The 19946-nt window shown below is 74.8% G+C and carries 23 protein-coding genes; 5 read left to right on the forward strand and 18 right to left on the reverse strand.

Annotation, left to right across the window (positions count from 1 at the left end):
- Positions 1-88 precede the first annotated feature (88 nt).
- The 6 genes from trpC to hisI all read right to left on the reverse strand — a co-directional run bounded on the left by trpC (position 89) and on the right by hisI (position 4938).
- On the reverse strand, positions 89-895 hold the full coding sequence (trpC, locus tag HCJ92_RS12250; protein WP_167933559.1) for an indole-3-glycerol phosphate synthase TrpC: 807 nt from the start codon (positions 893-895) through the stop codon (positions 89-91).
- 281 nt (positions 896-1176) lie between these two features.
- Positions 1177-1662 carry a DUF2752 domain-containing protein gene (locus HCJ92_RS12255; protein ID WP_420824702.1) on the reverse strand — a complete coding sequence of 162 codons (486 nt, stop codon included), beginning with the start codon at positions 1660-1662 and terminating at the stop codon, positions 1177-1179.
- A 37-nt stretch (positions 1663-1699) separates the two neighbouring features.
- Positions 1700-2029: an HGxxPAAW family protein gene (locus HCJ92_RS24925; protein ID WP_245240817.1), complete on the reverse strand. Its 330-nt coding sequence runs from the start codon at positions 2027-2029 to the stop codon at positions 1700-1702.
- A 322-nt stretch (positions 2030-2351) separates the two neighbouring features.
- Positions 2352-2996, reverse strand: coding sequence for a TIGR02234 family membrane protein (locus tag HCJ92_RS12265; protein WP_167933560.1), 645 nt, complete (start codon positions 2994-2996; stop codon positions 2352-2354).
- A complete protein-coding gene (locus HCJ92_RS12270) occupies positions 2993-4552 on the reverse strand; it encodes an anthranilate synthase component I (RefSeq protein WP_167933561.1) in 1560 nt (519 codons plus the stop codon). Before HCJ92_RS12270 ends, HCJ92_RS12265 begins: the two co-directional genes overlap by 4 nt.
- A gap of 11 nt (positions 4553-4563) precedes the next feature.
- The gene (gene hisI, locus HCJ92_RS12275; protein ID WP_167933562.1) at positions 4564-4938 is read right to left on the reverse strand and encodes a phosphoribosyl-AMP cyclohydrolase; all 375 of its coding nucleotides are present in this window, start codon (positions 4936-4938) and stop codon (positions 4564-4566) included.
- A gap of 171 nt (positions 4939-5109) precedes the next feature.
- Between hisI and HCJ92_RS12280 the strand changes: the two genes are divergently transcribed.
- Positions 5110-5745: a TIGR03085 family metal-binding protein gene (locus HCJ92_RS12280; protein WP_167933563.1), complete on the forward strand. Its 636-nt coding sequence runs from the start codon at positions 5110-5112 to the stop codon at positions 5743-5745.
- A gap of 78 nt (positions 5746-5823) precedes the next feature.
- Here HCJ92_RS12280 and HCJ92_RS12285 read toward each other — a convergent pair whose 3' ends face one another.
- From HCJ92_RS12285 to HCJ92_RS12300, 4 genes are all read right to left on the reverse strand, one after another.
- Positions 5824-6069 (reverse strand): hypothetical protein, encoded by a 246-nt coding sequence (locus HCJ92_RS12285; RefSeq protein ID WP_167933564.1) that lies wholly within the window; start codon positions 6067-6069, stop codon positions 5824-5826.
- Positions 6070-6213: 144 nt separating this feature from the next.
- On the reverse strand, positions 6214-7245 hold the full coding sequence (locus HCJ92_RS12290; RefSeq protein WP_167933565.1) for an iron chelate uptake ABC transporter family permease subunit: 1032 nt from the start codon (positions 7243-7245) through the stop codon (positions 6214-6216).
- Positions 7242-8369 (reverse strand): FecCD family ABC transporter permease, encoded by a 1128-nt coding sequence (locus tag HCJ92_RS24930; RefSeq protein WP_167933566.1) that lies wholly within the window; start codon positions 8367-8369, stop codon positions 7242-7244. Before HCJ92_RS24930 ends, HCJ92_RS12290 begins: the two co-directional genes overlap by 4 nt.
- 19 nt (positions 8370-8388) lie before the next feature.
- The gene (locus HCJ92_RS12300; RefSeq protein ID WP_338054143.1) at positions 8389-9141 is read right to left on the reverse strand and encodes a helix-turn-helix domain-containing protein; all 753 of its coding nucleotides are present in this window, start codon (positions 9139-9141) and stop codon (positions 8389-8391) included.
- A 207-nt stretch (positions 9142-9348) separates the two neighbouring features.
- On the opposite strand from HCJ92_RS12300, the gene HCJ92_RS12305 reads away from it, so the two are divergent.
- Complete coding sequence (locus tag HCJ92_RS12305; RefSeq protein ID WP_167933567.1) at positions 9349-10371, forward strand: ABC transporter substrate-binding protein; 1023 nt, start codon at positions 9349-9351, stop codon at positions 10369-10371.
- A gap of 1 nt (position 10372) precedes the next feature.
- On the forward strand, positions 10373-12172 hold the full coding sequence (locus HCJ92_RS12310) for a siderophore-interacting protein (protein WP_167933568.1): 1800 nt from the start codon (positions 10373-10375) through the stop codon (positions 12170-12172).
- Positions 12173-12561: 389 nt separating this feature from the next.
- Here the strand turns inward: HCJ92_RS12310 and hisF are convergent, their stop codons facing one another.
- The 8 genes from hisF to hisD are packed head-to-tail and all read right to left on the reverse strand — an operon-like array spanning position 12562 to position 18445.
- Positions 12562-13329 carry an imidazole glycerol phosphate synthase subunit HisF gene (gene hisF, locus HCJ92_RS12315; protein ID WP_167933569.1) on the reverse strand — a complete coding sequence of 256 codons (768 nt, stop codon included), beginning with the start codon at positions 13327-13329 and terminating at the stop codon, positions 12562-12564.
- Positions 13326-13796: a Rid family hydrolase gene (locus tag HCJ92_RS12320; RefSeq protein ID WP_167933570.1), complete on the reverse strand. Its 471-nt coding sequence runs from the start codon at positions 13794-13796 to the stop codon at positions 13326-13328. Before HCJ92_RS12320 ends, hisF begins: the two co-directional genes overlap by 4 nt.
- Positions 13793-14563 (reverse strand): bifunctional 1-(5-phosphoribosyl)-5-((5-phosphoribosylamino)methylideneamino)imidazole-4-carboxamide isomerase/phosphoribosylanthranilate isomerase PriA, encoded by a 771-nt coding sequence (gene priA / locus HCJ92_RS12325; protein WP_167933571.1) that lies wholly within the window; start codon positions 14561-14563, stop codon positions 13793-13795. The genes HCJ92_RS12320 and priA overlap by 4 nt, the downstream gene beginning before the upstream one ends.
- A 1-nt stretch (position 14564) precedes the next feature.
- Positions 14565-15212 (reverse strand): imidazole glycerol phosphate synthase subunit HisH, encoded by a 648-nt coding sequence (gene hisH, locus HCJ92_RS12330; protein ID WP_167933572.1) that lies wholly within the window; start codon positions 15210-15212, stop codon positions 14565-14567.
- Positions 15209-15373, reverse strand: a complete 165-nt coding sequence (locus tag HCJ92_RS12335) for a hypothetical protein (RefSeq protein WP_167933573.1) — start codon at positions 15371-15373, stop codon at positions 15209-15211. The genes hisH and HCJ92_RS12335 overlap by 4 nt, the downstream gene beginning before the upstream one ends.
- A complete protein-coding gene (hisB, locus tag HCJ92_RS12340; protein ID WP_167933574.1) occupies positions 15370-15963 on the reverse strand; it encodes an imidazoleglycerol-phosphate dehydratase HisB in 594 nt (197 codons plus the stop codon). Before hisB ends, HCJ92_RS12335 begins: the two co-directional genes overlap by 4 nt.
- On the reverse strand, positions 15960-17093 hold the full coding sequence (locus HCJ92_RS12345; RefSeq protein ID WP_167933580.1) for a histidinol-phosphate transaminase: 1134 nt from the start codon (positions 17091-17093) through the stop codon (positions 15960-15962). Before HCJ92_RS12345 ends, hisB begins: the two co-directional genes overlap by 4 nt.
- Before the next feature lie 2 nt (positions 17094-17095).
- Positions 17096-18445: a histidinol dehydrogenase gene (gene hisD, locus HCJ92_RS12350; RefSeq protein WP_167933575.1), complete on the reverse strand. Its 1350-nt coding sequence runs from the start codon at positions 18443-18445 to the stop codon at positions 17096-17098.
- A gap of 106 nt (positions 18446-18551) precedes the next feature.
- Here hisD and HCJ92_RS12355 point away from each other — a divergent pair, with 106 nt between their 5' ends.
- Positions 18552-19292 (forward strand): LON peptidase substrate-binding domain-containing protein, encoded by a 741-nt coding sequence (locus HCJ92_RS12355; RefSeq protein WP_167933576.1) that lies wholly within the window; start codon positions 18552-18554, stop codon positions 19290-19292.
- Positions 19293-19359: 67 nt separating this feature from the next.
- On the forward strand, positions 19360-19857 hold the full coding sequence (gene ybaK, locus HCJ92_RS12360; RefSeq protein WP_167933577.1) for a Cys-tRNA(Pro) deacylase: 498 nt from the start codon (positions 19360-19362) through the stop codon (positions 19855-19857).
- The last annotated feature ends 89 nt before the right edge of the window (positions 19858-19946 follow it).

Genomic DNA, 19946 nt, shown 5'->3' on the forward strand with positions numbered 1-19946 from the left:
CGGCAACCGCGCGGGCGGCAGCCGCGCGCCAGCCGCCGGTGCGTGGCACCGGCGGGGCGACGGGAAGCGGACGGACGGGGCACGGGGGTCAGTTCCCCTGGCGCAGCGCGGGATGGGCGCCGGCGGCGACCAGGTCCGAGACGGCGGCGCGCGGGTCCTTGTGCCGCACCAGCGACTCGCCGACGAGGACCGCGTCGGCGCCCTGGTTGGCATAGGCGATCAGGTCGTGCGGGCCGCGGACACCGGACTCGGCGACCTTCACCACATGGGCGGGGATCAGCGGGGCGACCCGCTCGAAGGTGGTCCGGTCGACCTCCAGCGTCCGCAGGTCGCGGGCGTTGACGCCGATGATCCGGGCGCCCGCGTCCAGCGCGCGGGCGACCTCCTCCTCGTCGTGCACCTCGACCAGCGGGGTCAGGCCGATGGACTCGGCGCGCTCGACCAGCGAGACCAGGGCCGACTGGTCCAGGGCTGCGACGATCAGCAGCACGAGGTCGGCACCCGACGCGCGGGCCTCCCACAGCTGGTAGGAGGTGACGACGAAGTCCTTGCGCAGCACCGGGATGTCGACCCGGGCGCGCACCTCCTCCAGGTCCGCGAGCGAGCCGCCGAAGCGGCGCTCCTCGGTGAGGACGGAGATGACGGCGGCACCGCCGGCCTCGTAATCGGCGGCGAGCGCCGCCGGGTCGGCGATGGCGGACAGCGCGCCCTTGGAGGGGCTGGAACGCTTGACCTCGCAGATCACGGAGACGCCCTCGCCGCGCAGCGCGGCGACGCCGTCCAGGGCCTCGGGCGCACGTGCAGCGGCAGCCTTGAGCTCGTCGAGGCCGGTGCGCTCCTGACGCCCTGCGAGGTCGATCCGTACGCCCTCGATGATCTCGTCGAGCACACTCACGCGCGCGGCCCCTTCCTGGTGGGCGTCGGTTCCGGTCACCCCGGGCACGCCGCCCGTGGGGCGTCGCGGTCTTCGGGGTCGGGTTCCGGCCGGTGGACGGCTCGGTCGGGCACTGACGATGGTATAGGCCGCGCCGGGTGGTCACGCCATCCGCCTCGCGGGCATCCCACATTACGGACAGTTCAGTCCCGGTCGGGCCACGCGGCGACCCCCGCGCCCCTCGTACGACCCCCCGCGCGGGGCGGGTCGGGACACGGGGCCGGCGGGCGGCCTGCGTGTGGTCAGGGCACCAGGACGGCGCCGAGCGGGGTGTTGCGGACCACGGTGAAGAGCACCACCACCGCGCCCACCGCCCAGAGGTGGCCGGAACGGACCGTCGGCAGGGGCGACGGCGTCCCACGGGCCGCGGCGCTCAGCAGGCGGAGGCCCCACCACGCTCCGACGACGAAGGCCGCGAACGCGAGCGCGTTGGCGCCGACGGCGGCTGCGAGGTCGCCGTGGGCGACGGCGTGCGCGCTGCGCAGGCCGCCGCAGCCGGGGCAGTGCACCCCGGTCAGCGCGAGCACGGGACACGCCGGGTAGTGGCCCGGCTCGTGGGGATCGACCTGTCCGACGTACGCGAAAGCCGCCACCGCCAGGGCGAGAACACCCAGCGGGGCGGCGGTACGGCGCAGGAGGGCGAGGGGCACGCCCTCACTGTGGGAGGAGCTCCGGCCCGGGGCAACCGGTGCGCGGCCGTCCGGGTGGGACGGCCGCCCGGGCGTCACGCCCCACCGGCCGTGGTGGGGCGGCGTCCCGGCCGGGTCAGCCGGCGGCGGCCTTCTCGCCCTCGTCGGCCTTGGCGGCACCGGTCGTCGCGGTCGCCCCGGCAGTGTCGGCCGTCACGGCCGACTCCGCGGCACCCTGCTGCGCGGGGAGGGTCACCTCGGCGACCTCCTCCTCCTGCTTGCCCATGCCCATCGCGCGCATGACCAGGCTGACGACACCGCCGAGCGCGACGACGACCAGACCCGCGATCACTCCGAGGGGCTGGGCCATCGTCAGGAAGACGCCGCTGACGGTGAAGCCGAGCAGGGCGATGGTGACGCCGGCCCAGGCGGCCGGGGTGTTTCCGTGGTCGTGGCCGTTCGCCATGACAGCTCCTTGTAGATCCGAAGGCTGGGGCGGCGGCTGCGCAGGGCGCTCCACGCCCCTGCCCGTCCCGCGGACCATTGTGGCAGGTGGCCCCGCCCGCTCCGGCAGGGGCTCTGGTCCCGGCCGGGGTGGGGCCGAAAGTCCGTCAGCGGCGTCCCGCCCGGGGTGGGGAGGCGACGCGCGCGGCGCGTGTGGCGAGCGTCACCACCCGGCCGGGTGATCGGTGCGGCGGCGAGGTGACGCCGGTCACCGGCGGCGACGCGGGCGAGCGAGCGGGCGGGCGGGCGGGCGGGTCGGATGGTGGGGGGCGGCGTCCCGGGGGTCAGGTCGGGTCCTCGCCCCGGTCCAGCGCCTTCCACATCTCGTCCGGGCGTTCCTCGCCCTTCGGGGCCGACCCACCGGCGTCCGGGCCGTCGTCGGCACGGGGGCCGCGCCGCTCCCGGCGGGGCCCGGAACGCTCGTAGCGGCCGGACATGGCGGGCCAGCGACCGCCGTAGGCGAGCGCGACGACCCCGGCGGTGAGGAGGAGCAGCCCACCGACGGCGGAGACCCAGGGCCACGCGGTGTGCGAGACCGCGGTGACGGCGACCTGCGTCAGACCGGTCGCCTCGGCGGCGGCGCTCTCCAGGGCGGCGGTGTCGGCCGACCCGACGAGCGCGGTAGCGGTGGCACCCGCGCCGCTGAGGGCGAGGACGGCCGAGACGACACGGCGACCGGTGCGGCGCACCGCGAACACGGCGACCAGGGCGGCCAGCCCGACCAGGGCGAGGGCGCTGGGCAGCCCCGAGACGGCGTTGCCGGAGGCGTCCACCGCGAGGGTGCCGCCGGCCGCGGCGGCGCTGCCCTCGGCCCAGGTCTGGCCGGAGGAGACGAGCACCACGGCGGCGCCGGCGGCTCCCGAGGCCAGGGTCAGGGCCAGGGCGCGCCGCGGGGCGCGGGTGTCACGGGTACCGGGCTCGGAGTTCACCCGTCCACGCTACCGCGCAGCCGCCGGGCGGTGCCCACGGCCCGCAGGACGGCCGCGGCCTTGTTCCGGCACTCGGCGTCCTCGGCGGCGGGGTCGGAGTCGGCGACGATCCCCGCGCCGGCCTGGACGTGCGCCACTCCGTCGCGCAGCACCGCGGTGCGGATGGCGATGGCGGTGTCGGCGTTGCCTGCGAAGTCCAGATAGCCGACGCACCCGCCGTAGACGCCCCGGCGGGTGGGTTCGAGCCGTTCGATGATGCGCAGCGCACTGGGCTTCGGGGCACCGGAGAGGGTGCCCGCGGGAAAGCAGGCGGTGAGGGCGTCGAAGGCGGTGCGCTCCGGCGCCAGTCGCCCGGTGACGGTGGAGACGATGTGCATCACGTGGCTATAGCGCTCGATGGTCATGAAGTCCACCACCTCGACGCTGCCGGGGGCGCAGACGCGACCGAGGTCGTTGCGGCCGAGGTCGACCAGCATGAGGTGTTCGGCGCGCTCCTTGGCGTCGGCGAGAAGTTCGTCGCCGAGCGCGGCGTCCTCGGCGGCGGTGGTGCCACGGGGGCGGGTGCCGGCGATGGGGTGCAGCTCGGCGCGGCCGTCCTCGACCTTCACCAGCGCCTCGGGGCTGGAGCCCACGATGTCGTAGCCGCGGCCGGGGGCGTCCCACCCGTCACCGTCGGCGGTGGTGTCGGTCGCCGGCAGGCGCAGCAGGTACATGTAGGGGCTGGGGTTGGTGGTGCGGAGCACGCGGTAGACGTCGAGGGCGTCCGCGGGGCACGGGGTGCTGAACCGCTGCGAGGGCACCACCTGGAAGGCGTCGCCGGCACGGATGTGCTCCTTGACGGTCTCGACCGCCTCGCGGAACGCCTGGCCGCCCCACTCCTCGGTGTACTCGGGGAGTTCGGACCTCGGCAGTTCGACGGCCCCGCTGCGGCCGGGTTCGGCGAGGTCGGCCGCCATGGCGTCCAGCCGCGCGACCGCATCGGCGTAGGCCTCGTCGACACCGGTGTCCAGACCGTTGTGGTTGACGGCGTTGGCGATCAGGAGCACCGTGCCGTCGCGGTGGTCGAGCACCGCGAGGTCGGTGGCGAGCAGCATGGTGAGCTCGGGGACGCCGAGGGTGTCGGCGGTGTCGTCGCCGATGTCCTCCAGGCGCCGCACGGCGTCGTAGCCGATGTGTCCGACCATCCCGCCGGTGAAGGGCGGGAGTCCGGGCTCGTGCGGGGTGTGGAGCGCCTCCACCGTGCCGCGGAGCGCGGTCAGCGGGTCCCCGCTGGTGGGGACGCCGACCGGCGGGGTGCCGAGCCAGTGGGCCCGGCCGTCGCGCACGGTGAGGGCGGCGGCGCTGCGGACGCCGACGAAAGAGTACCGGGACCAGGTCCGGCCGTTCTCCGCGGACTCCAGCAGGAAGGTGCCGGGCCGGCCGCCCGCGAGCTTGCGGTACAGGCCGACGGGGGTGTCGCCGTCGGCGAGGAGGCGGCGGGTGACCGGGATGACCCGGCGGTCCTTGGCCCGGATGCGGAAGGTGGCGAGGTCCAGGTCCCGGGAGGTGGTCGTCATGGCGCCCGACCCTACTGCGCCGCGAGCGGCAGCTCGCCCGCGTCGAAGCACGTGCGGTCGCCGGTGTGGCAGGCGGGCCCGCGCTGGTCGACCCGGAGCAGGAGGGTGTCACCGTCGCAGTCGAGGGCGACGGAGTGGACGCGCTGGGTGTGCCCGGAGGTCTCGCCCTTGACCCAGTAGGACTGCCGGCTGCGACTCCAGTAGGTGCCGCGGCCGGTGGCGAGGGTCCGGCGCAGGGCCTCGTCGTCCATCCAGGCCAGCATCAGCACCTCCCCCGTGTCGTACTGCTGGGCGACGGCCGGGACGAGGCCGTCGGCGTTGCGGCGCAGGCGGGCGGAGACGGCGGGGTCGAGCCGGGGGGCTCCGGGCTGCTGCTCATCGGGCATGGGCCCATTGTCACCCCTCGTCGGCCGCCGCGCGGCGGTGTCCGGCGGCTGGTACCGCGGCCGGCCGGAGGCGGGCGCGGCGGGAGCGGGGCGGGCGGCCCGCGGCCGAACATCCGCGCGTCCCGGCCCGGCGTCCGGCCGTTGCGGCCGTGCGGCACCTACCCTGGCGACATGTCTACGCATGCCCATCGTGAACGTCTGCTGCTGGCCGATCTGTTGGAGTCCGCCGGGCCCGAGGCCCCGACGCTGTGCGAGGGGTGGCGGACGCGTGACCTCGCCGCGCACCTCGTGGTCCGGGAGAACCGGCTGGACGCGGCCGGTGGCTCGCTGATCAAGCCGCTCGCCCAACGGCTGGAGCGCGTCCAGGCCGAGTTCGCCGCCAAGCCCTACGAGGAGCTGGTGCAGGCGGTGCGCACCGGCCCCGGCAAGTGGTCGCCGTTCCGGCTGAAGCAGGTGGACGAGGGCGCCAACACGGTGGAGTTCTTCGTCCACGGCGAGGACGTCCGCCGTGCCGGTGCCGACTGGGAGCCCCGCGACCTGGACGCGCGGTTCCAGGACTCGCTGTGGCGGCGGCTGGAGTCGAGCGCCAAGCTGGTGGCGCGGCGCTGCCCGGTGGGGCTGGTGCTGCGGCGGACCAACGGCCAGACGATCGTGGCGCGCAAGGGCGTGCCGGTGGTGACGGTCACCGGGGAGCCCTCGGAGCTGGTGCTGTTCGCCTGGGGCCGGCAGCGGGTGGCGCGGGTGACCACCGAGGGCGAGGAGAGCGCCGTGACCGCGGTGTCCTCGGCCGCGCTCGGCCTGGGCTGACGGTTCGGCCGCACCGCTCCCGGCGGGGGCGGCGCGGCGGTGTCCGGTCCGCCGGGCCGTCGGGGGCGGTGCGCTGCATCAGTCGGCCGCCCCCGAGAACGCGTAGAGCAGGACGAACAGCTGACACCCCACCAGGAACGCCCGGAACAACGGCTCCGTGGTGCGGGAGCGCTTCACCAGGGCGCACACACCCGGGGCGGCGGACAGCAGCGCGGCCCCGTACACGTCCGGCACCAGGAGCAGCCCCACCAGGGCTGCGGTCCTCGCCCAGCGGTGCACCGCGGGCAGGTCGGTCGCGGGCTCGGACTCGGGTGTCTTGTTCATGGCGCCCGTCAATCCCGCAGGCCGCGTCGCGCGGATGAGTACGGGGTCTCACGGCGTACTCAACCCGCGGTGGGGCACGGCTCGGGGGGGCCGGCCGCCTCCTGCGCACACGGCCACGGACGACGACCCCGCGCGCCGCTCCCGTCAGGCGCGCCGTGACTCCACGACGAGCAGCCAGACCAGGTAGGCGCCGCCGATGGAGACGGTGACGGCTCCGACGGGCAGGACGACGCCGTCGAGTGCGTGCTGGGCCAGCATGTCGGAGCCGAGGAGCAGCAGTGAGCCGACCAGCGCGGCGGAGGCCAGGTCGGCGGACTCACCCCGGCCGGTGAGGCGGCGCGCGATGTGCGGCGCGGCCAGCGCCACGAAGGCGATCGGCCCGGCGGAGGCGGTGACGACCGCCGTGGTGAGGACGCCCAGCAGGACCAGCAGCGCCTTGGTCCGCTCGACCGGCACGCCGAGCGAGGCGGCGGTGGCGTCGCCGAGTTCGAGGTGGGTGAGGCGCCGTTGTGCGAGCGGCAGCGCGATGGCGACCGCGGCCAGCAGGCCGGCGGTGACGGCGAGGGTCGTCCAGTCGGCGAGGGCCAGGGTGCCGGCGCCCCAGACCGCGGCCCGCAGCGCGATGTCCACGTCGGCCCGGACCGAGAACCAGGTGTTGAGCGAGGCGAGGAAAGCGCCCGCGGCGATGCCGACGATGACGAAACGGAACCCGTTCAGCCCGCGGCGCCAGGCCAGCGCGTACACCAGGGCGGCGGTGGCGATTCCGCCGAGCAGCGCACCGGCGGTGAGCGCGGCGTAGCCGGTGGCCCCGAGCAGCAGGGCCGCGACGACACCGGTGAAGGCGCCCGAGTTGAAGCCGATGATGTCGGGGCTGCCCAGCGGGTTGCGGGTGAGCGACTGGAAGACGGCGCCGCTCACCCCGAGGGCGGCGCCGAACAGTGCGGCGGCGACGATCCGGGGCAGCCGCCACTGGAGAACCACGGTGCGAGTGGTGCCGGTCTCCTCACCGGAGAGGACCGCCAGGACGTCGGGGACGGTGATCGCCGCGCGGCCGAGGGTGAGGGCGTAGGCGGCGAGCGCCACGACGGTGACCAGGAGGACGAGCCGGACGACAGCGGGCCGCAGGGGGAACCGGGTGCTCAGGGGGCCGGCGCGCAGCACGACGGTGCGGCTCACAGCGCCGCCGCCCGCCTGGTGTGGACCAGGACGACCAGGAGGGGTGCGCCGATGAGGGCGGCGACCACGCCGACCTGGAGTTCCCCGGAACGGACCGCTGCGCGGCCGAGGACGTCCGCGACCAGGACGAGGACCGGGCCGGCGAGCAGGCAGCCGGGGACGATCCAGCGGTAGTCGGGTCCGGTGAGGCGGCGGACGACGTGGGGAACCATCAGGCCGACGAAGGCGAGCGGCCCGGCGGCGGCGGTGGCGGCCCCGCAGAGCAGGGTGACGGTGAGGACCACTCCGGCGCGGGTGGTGCCGACGTGCACGCCGACGGAGCGCGCCAGGTGCTCGCCCAGGGAGAGCGCGTTGAGTGCGCGGGTGCAGACGAGGGCGAGCAGCAGACCACCGATGATCCAGGGCAGTACGGCGGAGATGGTGCCGGCGGGTCGGTCGGCGACGGTGCCGGCGTCCCAGAACCTCATGCGGTCGAAGGTCTGGACGTCGAGGAGGGCGAGGGTCCGGGAGAGGCCCATGAGGACGGCTCCCAGGGCCAGTCCGACGAGGGTGAGGCGGAGCGGTGTGGCTCCGGCGCGCCCCTGGGAGGCGATGGCGTAGACCGCCGCGGTGGCCGCGACGGCACCGGCGAAGGCGAAGAACAGGTAGTCCTCGACGCGGGTGACGCCGAGGACGGCGACCGCGAGCGCCACGGCGAAACCCGCACCGGCGTTGACGCCGAGCAGGCCGGGGTCGGCGAGCGGGTTGCGCGTCAGGCCCTGCATCAGGGCGCCGGATACGGCGAGTGCCGCGCCGACGAGCAGCCCCAGCACGGTCCGTGGCACGCGCAGGTCGTTGACGGTGATGTGGTGGGCGGAGCCGTCGTGGTGGCGCAGGGCCTCCAGGACGGTGGCCGGTGGGACGTACGTCGAGCCGACCGTGAGGCTGAGGACGACGGCGGCGAGCAGCGCGGCGAGCGCACCGGCCAGCACCAGCAGTCGGGTGCGGGTGCGGGTACGGCGGGCGGGTCCGCCGCCGGGGTCGGTCGCAGTGCCGGGCAGGGCGGCGGGCTGCGGAACAGCGGACTGCGGGTCGGGCGTGGCGGCCTTCGGTGGCGGGGCGGCGCCGGACGGTGCGTTCGTCATGGTGGTTCGGTCGTCCGGCTCAGGCCACCGCGCCCAGCAGGGCCTCGCGGGGGTCGCGATGGAGTTCGCCGGCGTCGATCTCGCACTCGCGGGCGAGGGCCCGGATGAGCGAGGCGCGGGTGGCGTACCCGGCGCTCTCGGCGACCAGCGACGCGGGCACGCCGCCGAGCAGTTCACGGATGGCGGCGTTGAGCCGTGCCCGGGTGCGCCAGCGGGCGAAGGCGGTCCCGGTCTCCGCGAGGAACAGCCGCTGCACCTGACGTCCGCTCATGTGGTGGCTCGTGGCGAGTTCGTCGAGGGAGCGCCGGGTGTGGCGGGCCTCCTCGGCGATGGCGCGGGCCACGGGGTGGTGGGGCACGGCCAGCGGGAAGTACTCCAGGAGCTGGGCGCGGAGCGCCGCTCCGAGTGCCTGCCGGAAGGGGCGTATCTGGGCCTCGCCGGCGGGGGCGGCGCCGAGGGCGGCGGTCATCACCTCGGTGACGGCGGGGATCGGGCCGAGCAGCCGCACGCGGGAGCCGGGGGTGTCGGCGGGGTCGAGCATCGGGCCGAGCACCAGCCCGCCCTCGGCGACCCGGACGGCGTGCGGCACGCGCGGGGCGAGCCAGACGCTCTCCCGCTCCCGCAGCCGCAGTGTGCGGTCGTCGACGACCACGTCCGCGGCGCCGTGCACGACGTGGACGAGGTGTGGGCGGCTGTGCCGGTGGGTGTCGTGACCGGAGAACCGGATGGTGTTCTGCGGCACGATGTCGGCCAGCGGGGTGGTCGTCACCACGGGTTCCTCTCCTCTCAGGGGTGCGCGGTCGTCGGTGGCGGCGGCTCGCGGGGCCCGGCGGGGGCGGCCGGGAAGATGTCAGGTTCGGGCGGGGACGTGTCATCTTCCGGACACCCGCACCGGTCGAAGTGAGGTTAGCCTAACCTCACCAGTGACCGGCAGGGGTGATCCCACCGGTCACATCCGTCGCACCATCCGAGGTTCCCCATGAGACCCGCTTCCCGTTCCGCAGCAGCCGCCCTCGCGCTCGCCGCACTCCTCCTGACCAGCTGTTCCTCCGCGGACACCTCCGACGGCGACGGCTCGGGAGCAGGCGGGGGCGGCGACGCGGCCACCGCGGACGCGGACGGCACCCGCACCGTCACGACCGACTACGGCGACGTGGACGTACCGACGGCGCCGGAGCGTGTCGTGGTCCTCAACTACGCCCTCGCGGGCTATCTGTACAACCTCGACGTGCCCGTCGTCGCGGTGACGCCCGAGGACGCCGACCAGGACGAGGGCTCCTTCTCGGAGTTCTGGGCCGAGGACGCCGAGGACGCGGGGACGGAGTTCCTGCCGTGGACGGTCGACGGCTTCGACCTGGAGTCCGTACTGGAGGCCGAACCCGACCTGATCGTCGCCGGTGGCCTCGGCTTCCCGCTCGGCCAGGCCGAGCAGGTGTACGACGAGCTGACGGGTATCGCGCCCACCGTCCTGGTCGGCGGCGGCCTCACGACCTGGCAGGACCAGTTCTCCTTCCTCGCCGAGGACGTCTTCGCAAAGGACGACACCTACCGCGAACTGCTCGCGGCCCACGAGGAGCGCGTCGAGGAGGTTCGTGAGGCCATCACCCCGCCGCCGGCTCCCGCCGCCTACGTCACCTTCACCGCGGACCAGAGCCCCTACGTGCTGATCGAGGACCGGGGCCTGCCCGCGGAGCTGGCCGCCGTCGGGATCGAGCCCGCCCCGGTCTTCGCCGAGGGCGACTTCGAGCCCTACACCAGCGGCGGCGACATGTTCACCCTCTCCACGGAGGAAGTCGCGGGCACCCTGGACCAGCCCACGCTGTTCGTCACGGGCTTCAACGCCGACACCACGGACGTCGCCACCCTGTCCGGCAACGCGGTGTACGCCTCCCTGCCGTCCTTCGCCTCCGGCGACGCCCACGACCTGCCCTACTGGGTGGTCCGCGCCGACTACGACGAGTCCCTCGCGCTGCTCGACATCATCGAGGAGCTGTTCTCCTGACATGGCACCGCACCACCTGCGCACCCACCCCCTGGTGCTGCGCCACCTGACGGTCCGACGCACCGAGCGGGTCAACGCGCGCACCATGCGGGTCACCCTCACCGGGGAGCAGCTCGACGCCTTCGTCGCCGCCGGCCGCACCCAGCCGCCCTTCGACTCCCCCGCCTTCGACGACCACGTCAAGCTGGTCCTCACCGACGACGGCCGAGTCGAGGACGCGCTGCCGCGCCAACTCCCCCACGGCATCGAGTGGCTGCCCTCGGAGAACCGCCTCACCCGCGACTACACGCCGCGCCGCGTCGACCGCGCGGCACGCGAGCTCGACCTGGACTTCGTCCTGGGGCACGACGGCCCGGCGGCCCGCTGGTCCCTGACGGCGGCCCCGGGCGACCCGGCCTGGGTGGTGGGGCCGAAGTCCTCCACCGTCCTCCCCGACGAGCTGGACTGGATCGTGCTGCTCGGCGACGAGACCGCCCTGCCGGCGATCGCCCGCTTCCTGGAGGAACGGCCCACCCCGGCACCGGCCGAGATCCACGTCCTGGTCACCGACCCGGCGGCCCGCGTCGAGCTCCCGCTGGGTCCGGCGGACCGGGTGCGGTGGACCGTGACCGACGGCCACGACCCCGAGGTGCCGCTGCGCCTGCTCCGCGAGCACGACTGGCGGCCGGGCCAGGGATACGTCTGGGGCGCCGGGGAGGCGCGGGCGATGCTGCCGGTGCGGCGCTTCCTCCGCAACGAGCGCGGCCTGGACCGGTCGCGGACCGATGTCACCGGCTACTGGCACCACCGCGCCCCCGAGCCGGCCGACTCCACGCCCGCCCCGACCGCACCGGCGGGCGCACACGACGAAACGCGGGCGGGTGACCCCGCCGCCACGGCCCTCGGCTGGTTCGCCGTCCGTGCCGCGCTGCGGCTGCCGGTGCTCGACACCCTCGCCCGGGGCGCGGCCCGGCTCGGCCCGCTGGCCGCCGCCGCGGGCACCACGCCGGAACGGCTGGCACCCCTGCTGGCGGTGCTCGCCGCCCGCGGACTCGTCACGGAGACGGACGGCGAGCACGCCCTCGCCGAGGCCGGCCGGGAGTTGGTGGAGGACGACCACGCCCGCGAGTCCTACGACGGCTTCGACGCCGAGCTGCTGCGCTCGCTCACCGAACTGGACACCACCCTCCGCGGCGGGGAACCCAGCTGGCGCCTCACCCACGGCAGGACACTGCACGAGAGCGCCGAAGCCGACCCGGAGGTGCTCGCCGAACTCGTCGAGCACGCCGACGCGCTGGGATACGTCCTCGACGCCCTGATCGCCGAGCCGGTGGTGCGGGCCGCCGACGCGCTCACCCTGCACGGGCCCGCCGCCGCCGTGGTGGCCGATGTGCTGCGCGACCGGGGCATCGCCTCGGCGCTCACCGTCACCGGCTCCCCCGCCGCGCTGGAGCAGCTGCGCCCCCGCGTCCGGGCCGGCGACGTGGCCTTCGCCGAGCGCCCCGCCCGAAACGGGCCCGTCATCGCCGCCCTGGCGCTCGGCCACCGCACCGACGCCGAGGCCACCGCGCTTCTGGCGGAGTTGCGAGACGTCACCGAGGCGCTGGTGGTGGTGGAGTCCCTGCGTCCCGACTCGCTGGGCCCGGCGGCGGCCGACGAACGGCTGCTCCGGCTCGCGATGACCGGCTCCCCACCCCGCACCGCCGACGCCGTGGCGGCGCTGGCCGCCGCCGCCGGATGGCGGCGGGAGTCGGCGGTCCCGCTGGGATGGGGGTTCGAGGCGCTGGTGCTGCGTCCGGCGCCGGAGCCCGCCGAGGGCTGACGCCTCGCGTCCGTCCGGGACGGCGGGCCGGGCTCGTCCGCCGCCCCTGGTGGGGGAAGGGACGGCGGATGAGCCGGGCCCGCCGCTCCGAGAACGGGGAGAGGGCCGCCGCCGGCGCCGTGCCGGGGGCGGCCCTCTCCCTCGGTGAGGCCGAGACGTACGTCGGGCCGGCGGCTCCCCCCGGGGGGGGGAGAGAGCAGGACACCGGGCACCGGCTCGGGTCCTGGTGACCTGTCTGGTGAGTGGCGCCGGCGAGGCCCGCGGTGTCCGGTGCGGTGGATCGCACGGCGGAACGTCGCAGCTCGTACCCGTCGCACTCGCGCGAGGCTCCACCGTGGCGAGATGCCGTGCCAGGCGCCGCGGTTCAGGCGGGATTCATCGGACAGGGCCTAGACGACACCACCGCGGACCGGGTGGCCCGCCTCGCGCAGCGCGCCTTTGACCTCGCCGATCCGCAGCTCGCCGAAGTGGAACACCGAGGCGGCGAGCACCGCGTCCGCACCGGCGTCGACCGCCGGGGCGAAATCGGCGAGCCGACCGGCGCCGCCGGAGGCGATGACGGGCACCGCCACCTCGGCGCGGACGGCCCGGATCATCTCCAGGTCGTAGCCGTCCTTGGTGCCGTCGGCGTCCATCGAGTTGAGCAGGATCTCACCGGCGCCCAGTTCGGCGGCGCGCGCCGCCCACTCCACGGCGTCGATGCCGGCGGAGCGTCGCCCGCCGTGGGTGGTCACCTCGAACCGGCCCTCCGGGGTGCGGCGGGCGTCGACCGACAGCACCAGCACCTGCCGGCCGAACCGGTCGGCGATCTCGGCGATCAGCTCGGGCCTGGCGATGGCCGCGGTGTTGACGCCGACCTTGTCGGCGCCGGCACGGAGCAGCCGGTCCACGTCCCCGGCGGTCCGGACACCGCCGCCGACGGTCAGCGGGATGAAGACCTGCTCGGCGGTGCGGCGCACCACGTCGTAGGTGGTCTCCCGGTCACCCGAGGAAGCGGTGATGTCGAGGAAGGTCAACTCGTCGGCGCCCTCGGCGTCGTACGCCGTGGCGAGCTCCACCGGGTCGCCCGCGTCGCGGAGGGACTGGAACCTGACGCCCTTGACGACACGTCCGGCGTCCACGTCCAGGCAGGGGATGACCCGTACGGCCAGGCTCATCGGCCCTCCTCCGGTGCGGGGACCGCGTCGGCGGCGTCGGCGGCGGTCTCCTCGGCGCGCGGCGAGTGCGGCGCGGCGTCACGGTGCGCCTCGACCTCCACCTCCACCACCATGCGCGGGTCGACGAACGCGGAGACCACGACCAGGCTCGCGGCGGGCCGCGCGTGGCCGAAGGTCTCCCGGTGGGCGCGCCCGACGTCGTCGACGTCGCGGACGTGGGTGAGGTACATCCGGGTGCGCACCACGTGCCCGGAGCCCAGGCCCAGTTCGGCGAGCGCGGACAGCGCAACGCCGAAGGCGTTGACCGCCTGGTCGTACGGGCTGCCGTCGGTGACCTCGCCGTCCACGACCGAGGTGCAGCCGGAGACCAGTACGCGCCCGTCGGGGAGTTCCACGGCCCGGCAGTAGCCGAACTCGTCCTCCCAGGGCGACCCCGAGAAGACGCGGCGGGTGGCGGCCTCGCTCACTCGGCCACCGCCGCCAGCGCTTCCTCCAGCGTGAACGCCTCGGCGTACAGCGCCTTGCCGACGATGGCGCCCTCGACGCCCTCGCCCACCAGGCCCGAGAGCGCCCGCAGGTCGTCCAGCGAGGAGACGCCGCCCGAGGCCACCACCGGGCGCTCGGTCGCGGCACAGACGGTGCGCAGCAGCTCCAGGTTGGGGCCCTGGAGGGTGCCGTCCTTGTTGATGTCGGTGACCACGTACCGGGCGCAGCCCTCGGCGTCGAGGCGGGCGAGCGTCTCGTACAGGTCGCCGCCGTCACGGGTCCAGCCCCGGCCCCGCAGCGTGGTGCCGCGCACGTCCAGGCCGACGGCGATGCGGTCGCCGTACTCCGCGATGACCTTGGCGACCCACTCGGGGGACTCCAGGGCGGCGGTGCCGAGGTTGACGCGGGTGCAGCCGGTGGCCAGCGCGGCGGTCAGGGTGTCGTCGTCGCGGATGCCCCCGGAGAGCTCGACGCGGATGTCCATGGCGGCGACGACCTCCCGGATGCGGTCCCGGTTGTCGCCGGTGCCGAACGCGGCGTCGAGGTCGACCAGGTGGAGCCATTCGGCGCCGGAGGTCTGCCAGGTCAGGGCGGCTTCCAGCGGGGAGCCGTAGGAGGTCTCGGTGCCGGACTCGCCGTGCACCAGCCGGACGGCCTGCCCGTCGCGGACGTCGACGGCGGGGAGGAGTTCGAGCTTGGGAAGGTCTGCGGTGACGTGGCTCAGCACGTCGGGCGTCACGTGGGACATCTCAGAGCGTCTCGATCCAGTTGGTCAGCAGCCGGGCTCCGGCGTCGCCGGACTTCTCGGGGTGGAACTGGGTGGCCCAGAGCGGGCCGTTCTCCACGGCGGCGACGAACGGCTCGCCGTGAGTGGTCCAACTCACCAGGGGCGCCGCTATCCGCGGGTTGGTGACCTCCAGCTCCCAGCTGTGGGCGGCGTAGGAGTGGACGAAATAGAACCGCTCGTCCTCGGCCACGCCGTCGAACAGCCGGGAGCCCTGGGGGCGTTCCACGGTGTTCCACCCCATGTGCGGAACGGTCTCCGCCCGCAGCCGGTCCACCGCGCCGGGCCACTCCGCGAGCCCTTCGGCGCGCTCGCCCTGCTCGATGCCCTCGTCGAAGAGGACCTGCATGCCGACACAGATACCGAGCACGGGGCGGCCACCGGAGAGGCGCCGTTCGACGACCCAGTCTCCGCGGGCGGCACGCAGCCCCCGCATGCAGGCGGCGAAGGCGCCGACACCGGGCACCAGCAGGCCGTCGGCCTTCATCGCGGCGTCGTAGTCGCCGGTGATCTCCACCGCGGCGCCGGCGCGCTCCAGGGCGCGCTGCGCGGAACGGACGTTGCCGAAGCCGTAGTCGAAGACGACGACGTCGGGCTTGCGTGAGGCCGTCACTGCCACACCCCCAGCCGCAGCACGCCGGCGACCAGGCACAGCGCGGAGGCGCCGGCGAGCAGCACCACGACACCCGTCGGCAGCCCCTGCTTGCGGAACGAGTACGCGCCGCCCCCGAGGAAGAGCCCCGCGGCGATCAGCAGCGTCGAGGCCGTCGTCACAGGGCGCCCTTCGTCGAGGGGATGCCGGTCTGGCGGGGGTCGATCTCGGCGGCGTATCGCAGGGCGCGCGCCAGCGCCTTGAACTGGCACTCCACGATGTGGTGGGCGTTGCGGCCGTAGGGGACGTGGACGTGCAGCGCGACCTGGGCCTGGGCGACGAAGGACTCCAGGATGTGCCGCGTCATCGTGGTGTCGTAGTCGGGGCCGATCATCTGCGCCATGTTCTCCGGCTCGGTGTGCACCAGGTAGGGGCGCCCGGAGAGGTCGACGGTGACGTTGGCCAGCGACTCGTCCAGCGGCACGGAAGCGGCGGCGAACCGCACGATGCCGCGCTTGTCGCCGAGCGCCTGTCGGAAGGCGGCGCCGAGCGCGAGCGCGGTGTCCTCGATGGTGTGGTGGCTGTCGATGTGGAGGTCGCCGTCGGTCTTGACCGTCAGGTCGAACAGCCCGTGCCGGCCGAGCTGGTCGAGCATGTGGTCGTAGAACCCGACGCCGGTGGAGACGTCGGTCCTGCCGGTGCCGTCGAGATCGATCTCGACGGAGACGGATGTCTCCTTGGTGGTGCGTTCCACCCGGCCGGTGCGGCTCATCGGTCGTACTCCTTCATCACTGCGCGTACCGCGTCCAGGAACGCGTCGTTCTCCTCGGGGGTTCCCGCGGTGACCCGCAGGCGGCCCGGCACGCCGTTGTCGCGGACCAGCACCCCGTGATCCAGCAGCAGTCGCCACACCTCGGCCGCCCCGCCGGGGCCGTCGAAGTTCCCGAACTGCACGAAGTTGGCGTCGGAGTCGGTGACCTCGCAGCCGGCTGCGCGCAACTCGACGACCAGCCGGTCGCGTTCCGCGCGCAGCCGGTCGACGTACCGCAGCAGCGTATCGGTGTGCTCCAGCGCGGCCAGCGCGGTGGCCTGGGTGACGGCGGAGAGGTGGTAGGGCAGCCGCACGAGCTGCACGGCCTCCACCACGGCCGGGTGTGCGGCGAGGTAGCCCAATCGGAGCCCAGCGGCGCCGAACGCCTTGGACATGGTGCGGGATACCACGAGGTTCGGCCGGCCCTCGATCAGCGGCAGCAGGGAGGTGCCGTGCGAGAACTCCACGTACGCCTCGTCCACCACGACCAGCGTGGGCCGCACCTGCTGCGCGGCGTCGTGGACCGCCAGCACCGTCTCGGCGGGGACCGCCGTCCCCGTGGGGTTGTTCGGGGTGCAGACGAACACCACGTCGGGGCGGTGCTCGGCGATGGCTCGCCGCGCGGTCCCGGCGTCCAACTCGAAGTCGGCGCCGCGACCGGCGGCGACCCAGCTGGTACCGGTGCCCCGGGCGATCAGCCCGTGCATCGAGTAGGACGGTTCGAAGCCGAGCGCGGTGCGGCCCGGTCCGCCGAACGCCTGGAGGAGCTGCTGGAGCACCTCGTTGGAGCCGTTGGCGGCCCACACGCTCTCGGTGGCGACCGGATGGCCGGTGGTGGCGGTCAGGTACCGCGCCAGGGCGGCGCGCAGCTCCAGCGCGTCGCGGTCGGGGTAGCGGTTGAGGCCGCGGGCCGCCTCGGTGACCCGTTCCGCGATGCGCCCGACGAGTTCCTCGGGCAGCGGGTAGGGGTTCTCGTTGGTGTTGAGCCGGACGGGCACGTCCAGCTGGGGCGCGCCGTAGGGCGACTTGCCGCGCAGCTCCGGGCGGACCGGGAGGTCGTCCACGGTGAGCCGGGCGCGGCCGGTTGGCACGGTCACGGGTTGCTCACCCCCGTCGGCACGGTCGAGGCCTCGGGGACGGTCCAGCCGAAACGCGCCTTGAGGGCGGCGCCGTGCGCGGGCAGGTCCTCGGCCTCGGCCAGCGCCACGACGTGGCCGGTGACCTCGGCGAGGGCGTCGCGGCTGTAGTCCACGACGTGGATACCGCGGAGGAAGGACTGGACCGAGAGGCCGGAGGAGTGGCAGGCGCAGCCACCGGTGGGCAGCACGTGGTTGGAGCCGGCGCAGTAGTCGCCCAGCGAGACCGGCGAGTGGGGGCCGATGAAGACGGCGCCGGCGTTGCGGACGCGGGCGGCGACCGCCGGCGCGTCGGCGGTGAGGATCTCCAGGTGCTCGGCGGCGTAGGCGTTCACGACGGCGAGGCCGTCGTCGACGGAGTCCACCAGCACGATGCCGGACTGGCGCCCGGTCAGCGCCTCGGTGATCCGCTCGCGGTGCCGGGTGCGCGCGACCTGCTCGGTGACCTCGGTCGCCACGGCGGCGGCCAGCGTCTCTGAGTCGGTGACCAGTACGGCGGCGGCCAGCACGTCGTGCTCGGCCTGGCTGATGAGGTCGGCGGCGACGTGGGCGGGGTCGGCGGTGGCGTCGGCGAGGATCGCGATCTCGGTGGGCCCGGCCTCGGCGTCGATGCCGATGCGGCCCTTCAGCAGGCGTTTGGCCGCCGCGACCCAGATGTTGCCGGGGCCGGTCACCAGGGAGACGGGATCGCACTCGTCGGCGCCGTAGGCGAACATCGCGATCGCCTGGGCGCCGCCCGCCGCGTGGATCTCCTCGACACCGAGCAGCGCGCACGCGGCGAGGACGGTGGGGTGCGGCAGCCCGCCGAAGGCGGCCTGCGGCGGTGAGGAGACGGCGAGGGAGGGGACGCCGGCCTCCTGGGCGGGGACGACGTTCATGACGACGGACGAGGGGTAGACGGCGTTGCCGCCGGGGACGTACAGCCCGACGCGGTCCACCGGGACCCACCGCTCGGTGACGGTGCCGCCGGGGACGACCTGGGTGGTGACGTCGGTGCGCCGCTGGGCGCGGTGCACGATGCGCGCGCGGCGGATGGACTCCTCCAGGGCGGCGCGCACCGCCGGGTCCAGCTCGCGGAGGGCCTGCTCGGCCGCCCCCTCGGGGACCCGGACGCGGTCGATCTCGACGCCGTCGAACCGGCGGGCGTAGTCGATCAGCGCGGCGTCCCCCCTATGGCGCACGTCCTCGCACACCGGCCGCACCTGGTCCAGGGCGGCGGCGACGTCGAGTTCGGCGCGGGGCAGCAGCGTGCGGTCGATCCCGCCGCCGGAGGCGACGGAACCGCGCAGATCGAGGAGGTTCAGCACCCCTCCAGTCTCTCAGACCCGTTCCGCGCCCCGGCCGCTCATCCCACTGTGTGATACGTGCGGTGTGCGCCCTGCCGCGGCGGGTGCGGGGATAGGGTGGCCCGCTGTGACCACCACGCAGCTACCGCTCTTCCCACTCAACACCGTGCTGTACCCGGGCCTGGTGCTGCCGCTGAACGTCTTCGAGGACCGCTACCGGGCGCTCATGGCGGACCTCGCGGCCGTTCCGGACGAGGACGACCGGGCGTTCGGCGTGATCGCGATCCGGGAGGGCCACGAGGTCGCGCCGACGGCGCTCGGCCTGCCGGACGGCGAGCCGCTGCCGGCCGGGCCCGGCGCGGGGTTCGCCGAGGACCCGATGACCTCGTTCCACGAGGTCGGGTGTGTCGCGGACGCGTCGACCATCCGTGAGCGCCCCGACGGCTCGGGGTACGAGGTGGTGGCCACCGGCACGACGCGGTTCCGGCTGCGGTCGGTGACCGCCGGCGAGCAGTACCTGACCGGCGAGGTCGAGCTGCTCGACGAGGAGGAGGGCGAGGGCGCCGCACCACTGGCCCAGGGCGTGCTGCGGGCCTTCCGGGCGTACCAGCGGGAGCTGGCCACCGCGATGGAGCGGACGCTCGCCGGGGAGCAGGAACTGCCCGAGGAGCCCTCCGTGGTCTCCTACCTGGTGGCGGCGGCGACGCTGCTGTCCACGGCGGAGAAGCAGGAGCTGCTCCAGGCGCCGGACACCGCGGAGCGGCTGGCACGGGAGCTGAAGCTGCTGCGGCGGGAGACGACCCTGATCGGCAAGCTGCCGTCGGTGCCCGGCGCGGACTTCACCCAGCGGCCGACGTACCTGAACTGAGCCGTGCCCTCGCCTCACCCGCCCGTGGCGGGAGGCAGCGGGCGGACGCGAGACGAGGAGCGGGCGCATGGGGCGCGGGAAGCGGTCTGCGGGCGGTGGCACCCCGGCGACGGTGGCAGCGACCGCGGCGGGGGTGGCGTTCACCCTCCACTCCTACGAGCACGATCCGGCGGCGGGCTCCTACGGCGAGGAGGCGGCCCGCGCACTGGGGACCTCCCCGGACCGCGTCCTCAAGACGCTGGTGGCGGAGGTCGACGGCCGGCTGACGGTCGGGGTGGTGCCGGTCGCCGGCTCGCTGGGGCTGAAGGCCCTGGCCGCGGCGGTGGGCGGCAAGCGTGCGGTGATGGCGGACCCGGCGGCGGCCGAACGATCCAGCGGCTACGTGCGCGGTGGGATCTCCCCGCTCGGGCAGCGTAGGCCGCTGCCGACGGTGGTGGACTCGTCGGCGGCCGGGCTGCCGACGGTCTTCGTCTCGGCGGGCCGCAGGGGGTTGGAGATCGAGCTCGCCCCGGCGGATCTGGTGCGGCTCACCGGGGCGCTGCTGGCCCCGATCGCGGCCGGCTGAGCTGCTGGTTGCCGAGGCGGCCGGTGATGTCGTAGCTGACGGGCTGGTACTGGGTCCACCACTGAGATCCCTGGATGTGCTCCTGCGGC

Source organism: Streptomyces spiramenti (assembly GCF_012034385.1).
GTDB classification, from domain to species: Bacteria; Actinomycetota; Actinomycetes; order Streptomycetales; family Streptomycetaceae; genus Streptomyces; species Streptomyces spiramenti.

What these genes read in the sequence shown, in the direction of transcription:
- HCJ92_RS12305 (WP_167933567.1), top strand. Translation starts at nt 9,349, where the DNA reads ATGAGACCCGCTTCCCGTTCCGCAGCAGCCGCCCTCGCGCTCGCCGCA.
- HCJ92_RS12310 (WP_167933568.1), top strand. Translation starts at nt 10,373, where the DNA reads ATGGCACCGCACCACCTGCGCACCCACCCCCTGGTGCTGCGCCACCTG.
- hisI (WP_167933562.1), bottom strand. Translation starts at nt 4,938, where the DNA reads ATGCCCGATGAGCAGCAGCCCGGAGCCCCCCGGCTCGACCCCGCCGTC.
- HCJ92_RS24930 (WP_167933566.1), bottom strand. Translation starts at nt 8,369, where the DNA reads ATGACGAACGCACCGTCCGGCGCCGCCCCGCCACCGAAGGCCGCCACG.
- ybaK (WP_167933577.1), top strand. Translation starts at nt 19,360, where the DNA reads ATGGGGCGCGGGAAGCGGTCTGCGGGCGGTGGCACCCCGGCGACGGTG.
- HCJ92_RS24925 (WP_245240817.1), bottom strand. Translation starts at nt 2,029, where the DNA reads ATGGCGAACGGCCACGACCACGGAAACACCCCGGCCGCCTGGGCCGGC.
- priA (WP_167933571.1), bottom strand. Translation starts at nt 14,563, where the DNA reads ATGTCCCACGTGACGCCCGACGTGCTGAGCCACGTCACCGCAGACCTT.
- hisF (WP_167933569.1), bottom strand. Translation starts at nt 13,329, where the DNA reads ATGAGCCTGGCCGTACGGGTCATCCCCTGCCTGGACGTGGACGCCGGA.
- HCJ92_RS12285 (WP_167933564.1), bottom strand. Translation starts at nt 6,069, where the DNA reads ATGAACAAGACACCCGAGTCCGAGCCCGCGACCGACCTGCCCGCGGTG.
- hisB (WP_167933574.1), bottom strand. Translation starts at nt 15,963, where the DNA reads ATGAGCCGCACCGGCCGGGTGGAACGCACCACCAAGGAGACATCCGTC.
- HCJ92_RS12280 (WP_167933563.1), top strand. Translation starts at nt 5,110, where the DNA reads ATGTCTACGCATGCCCATCGTGAACGTCTGCTGCTGGCCGATCTGTTG.
- HCJ92_RS12270 (WP_167933561.1), bottom strand. Translation starts at nt 4,552, where the DNA reads ATGACGACCACCTCCCGGGACCTGGACCTCGCCACCTTCCGCATCCGG.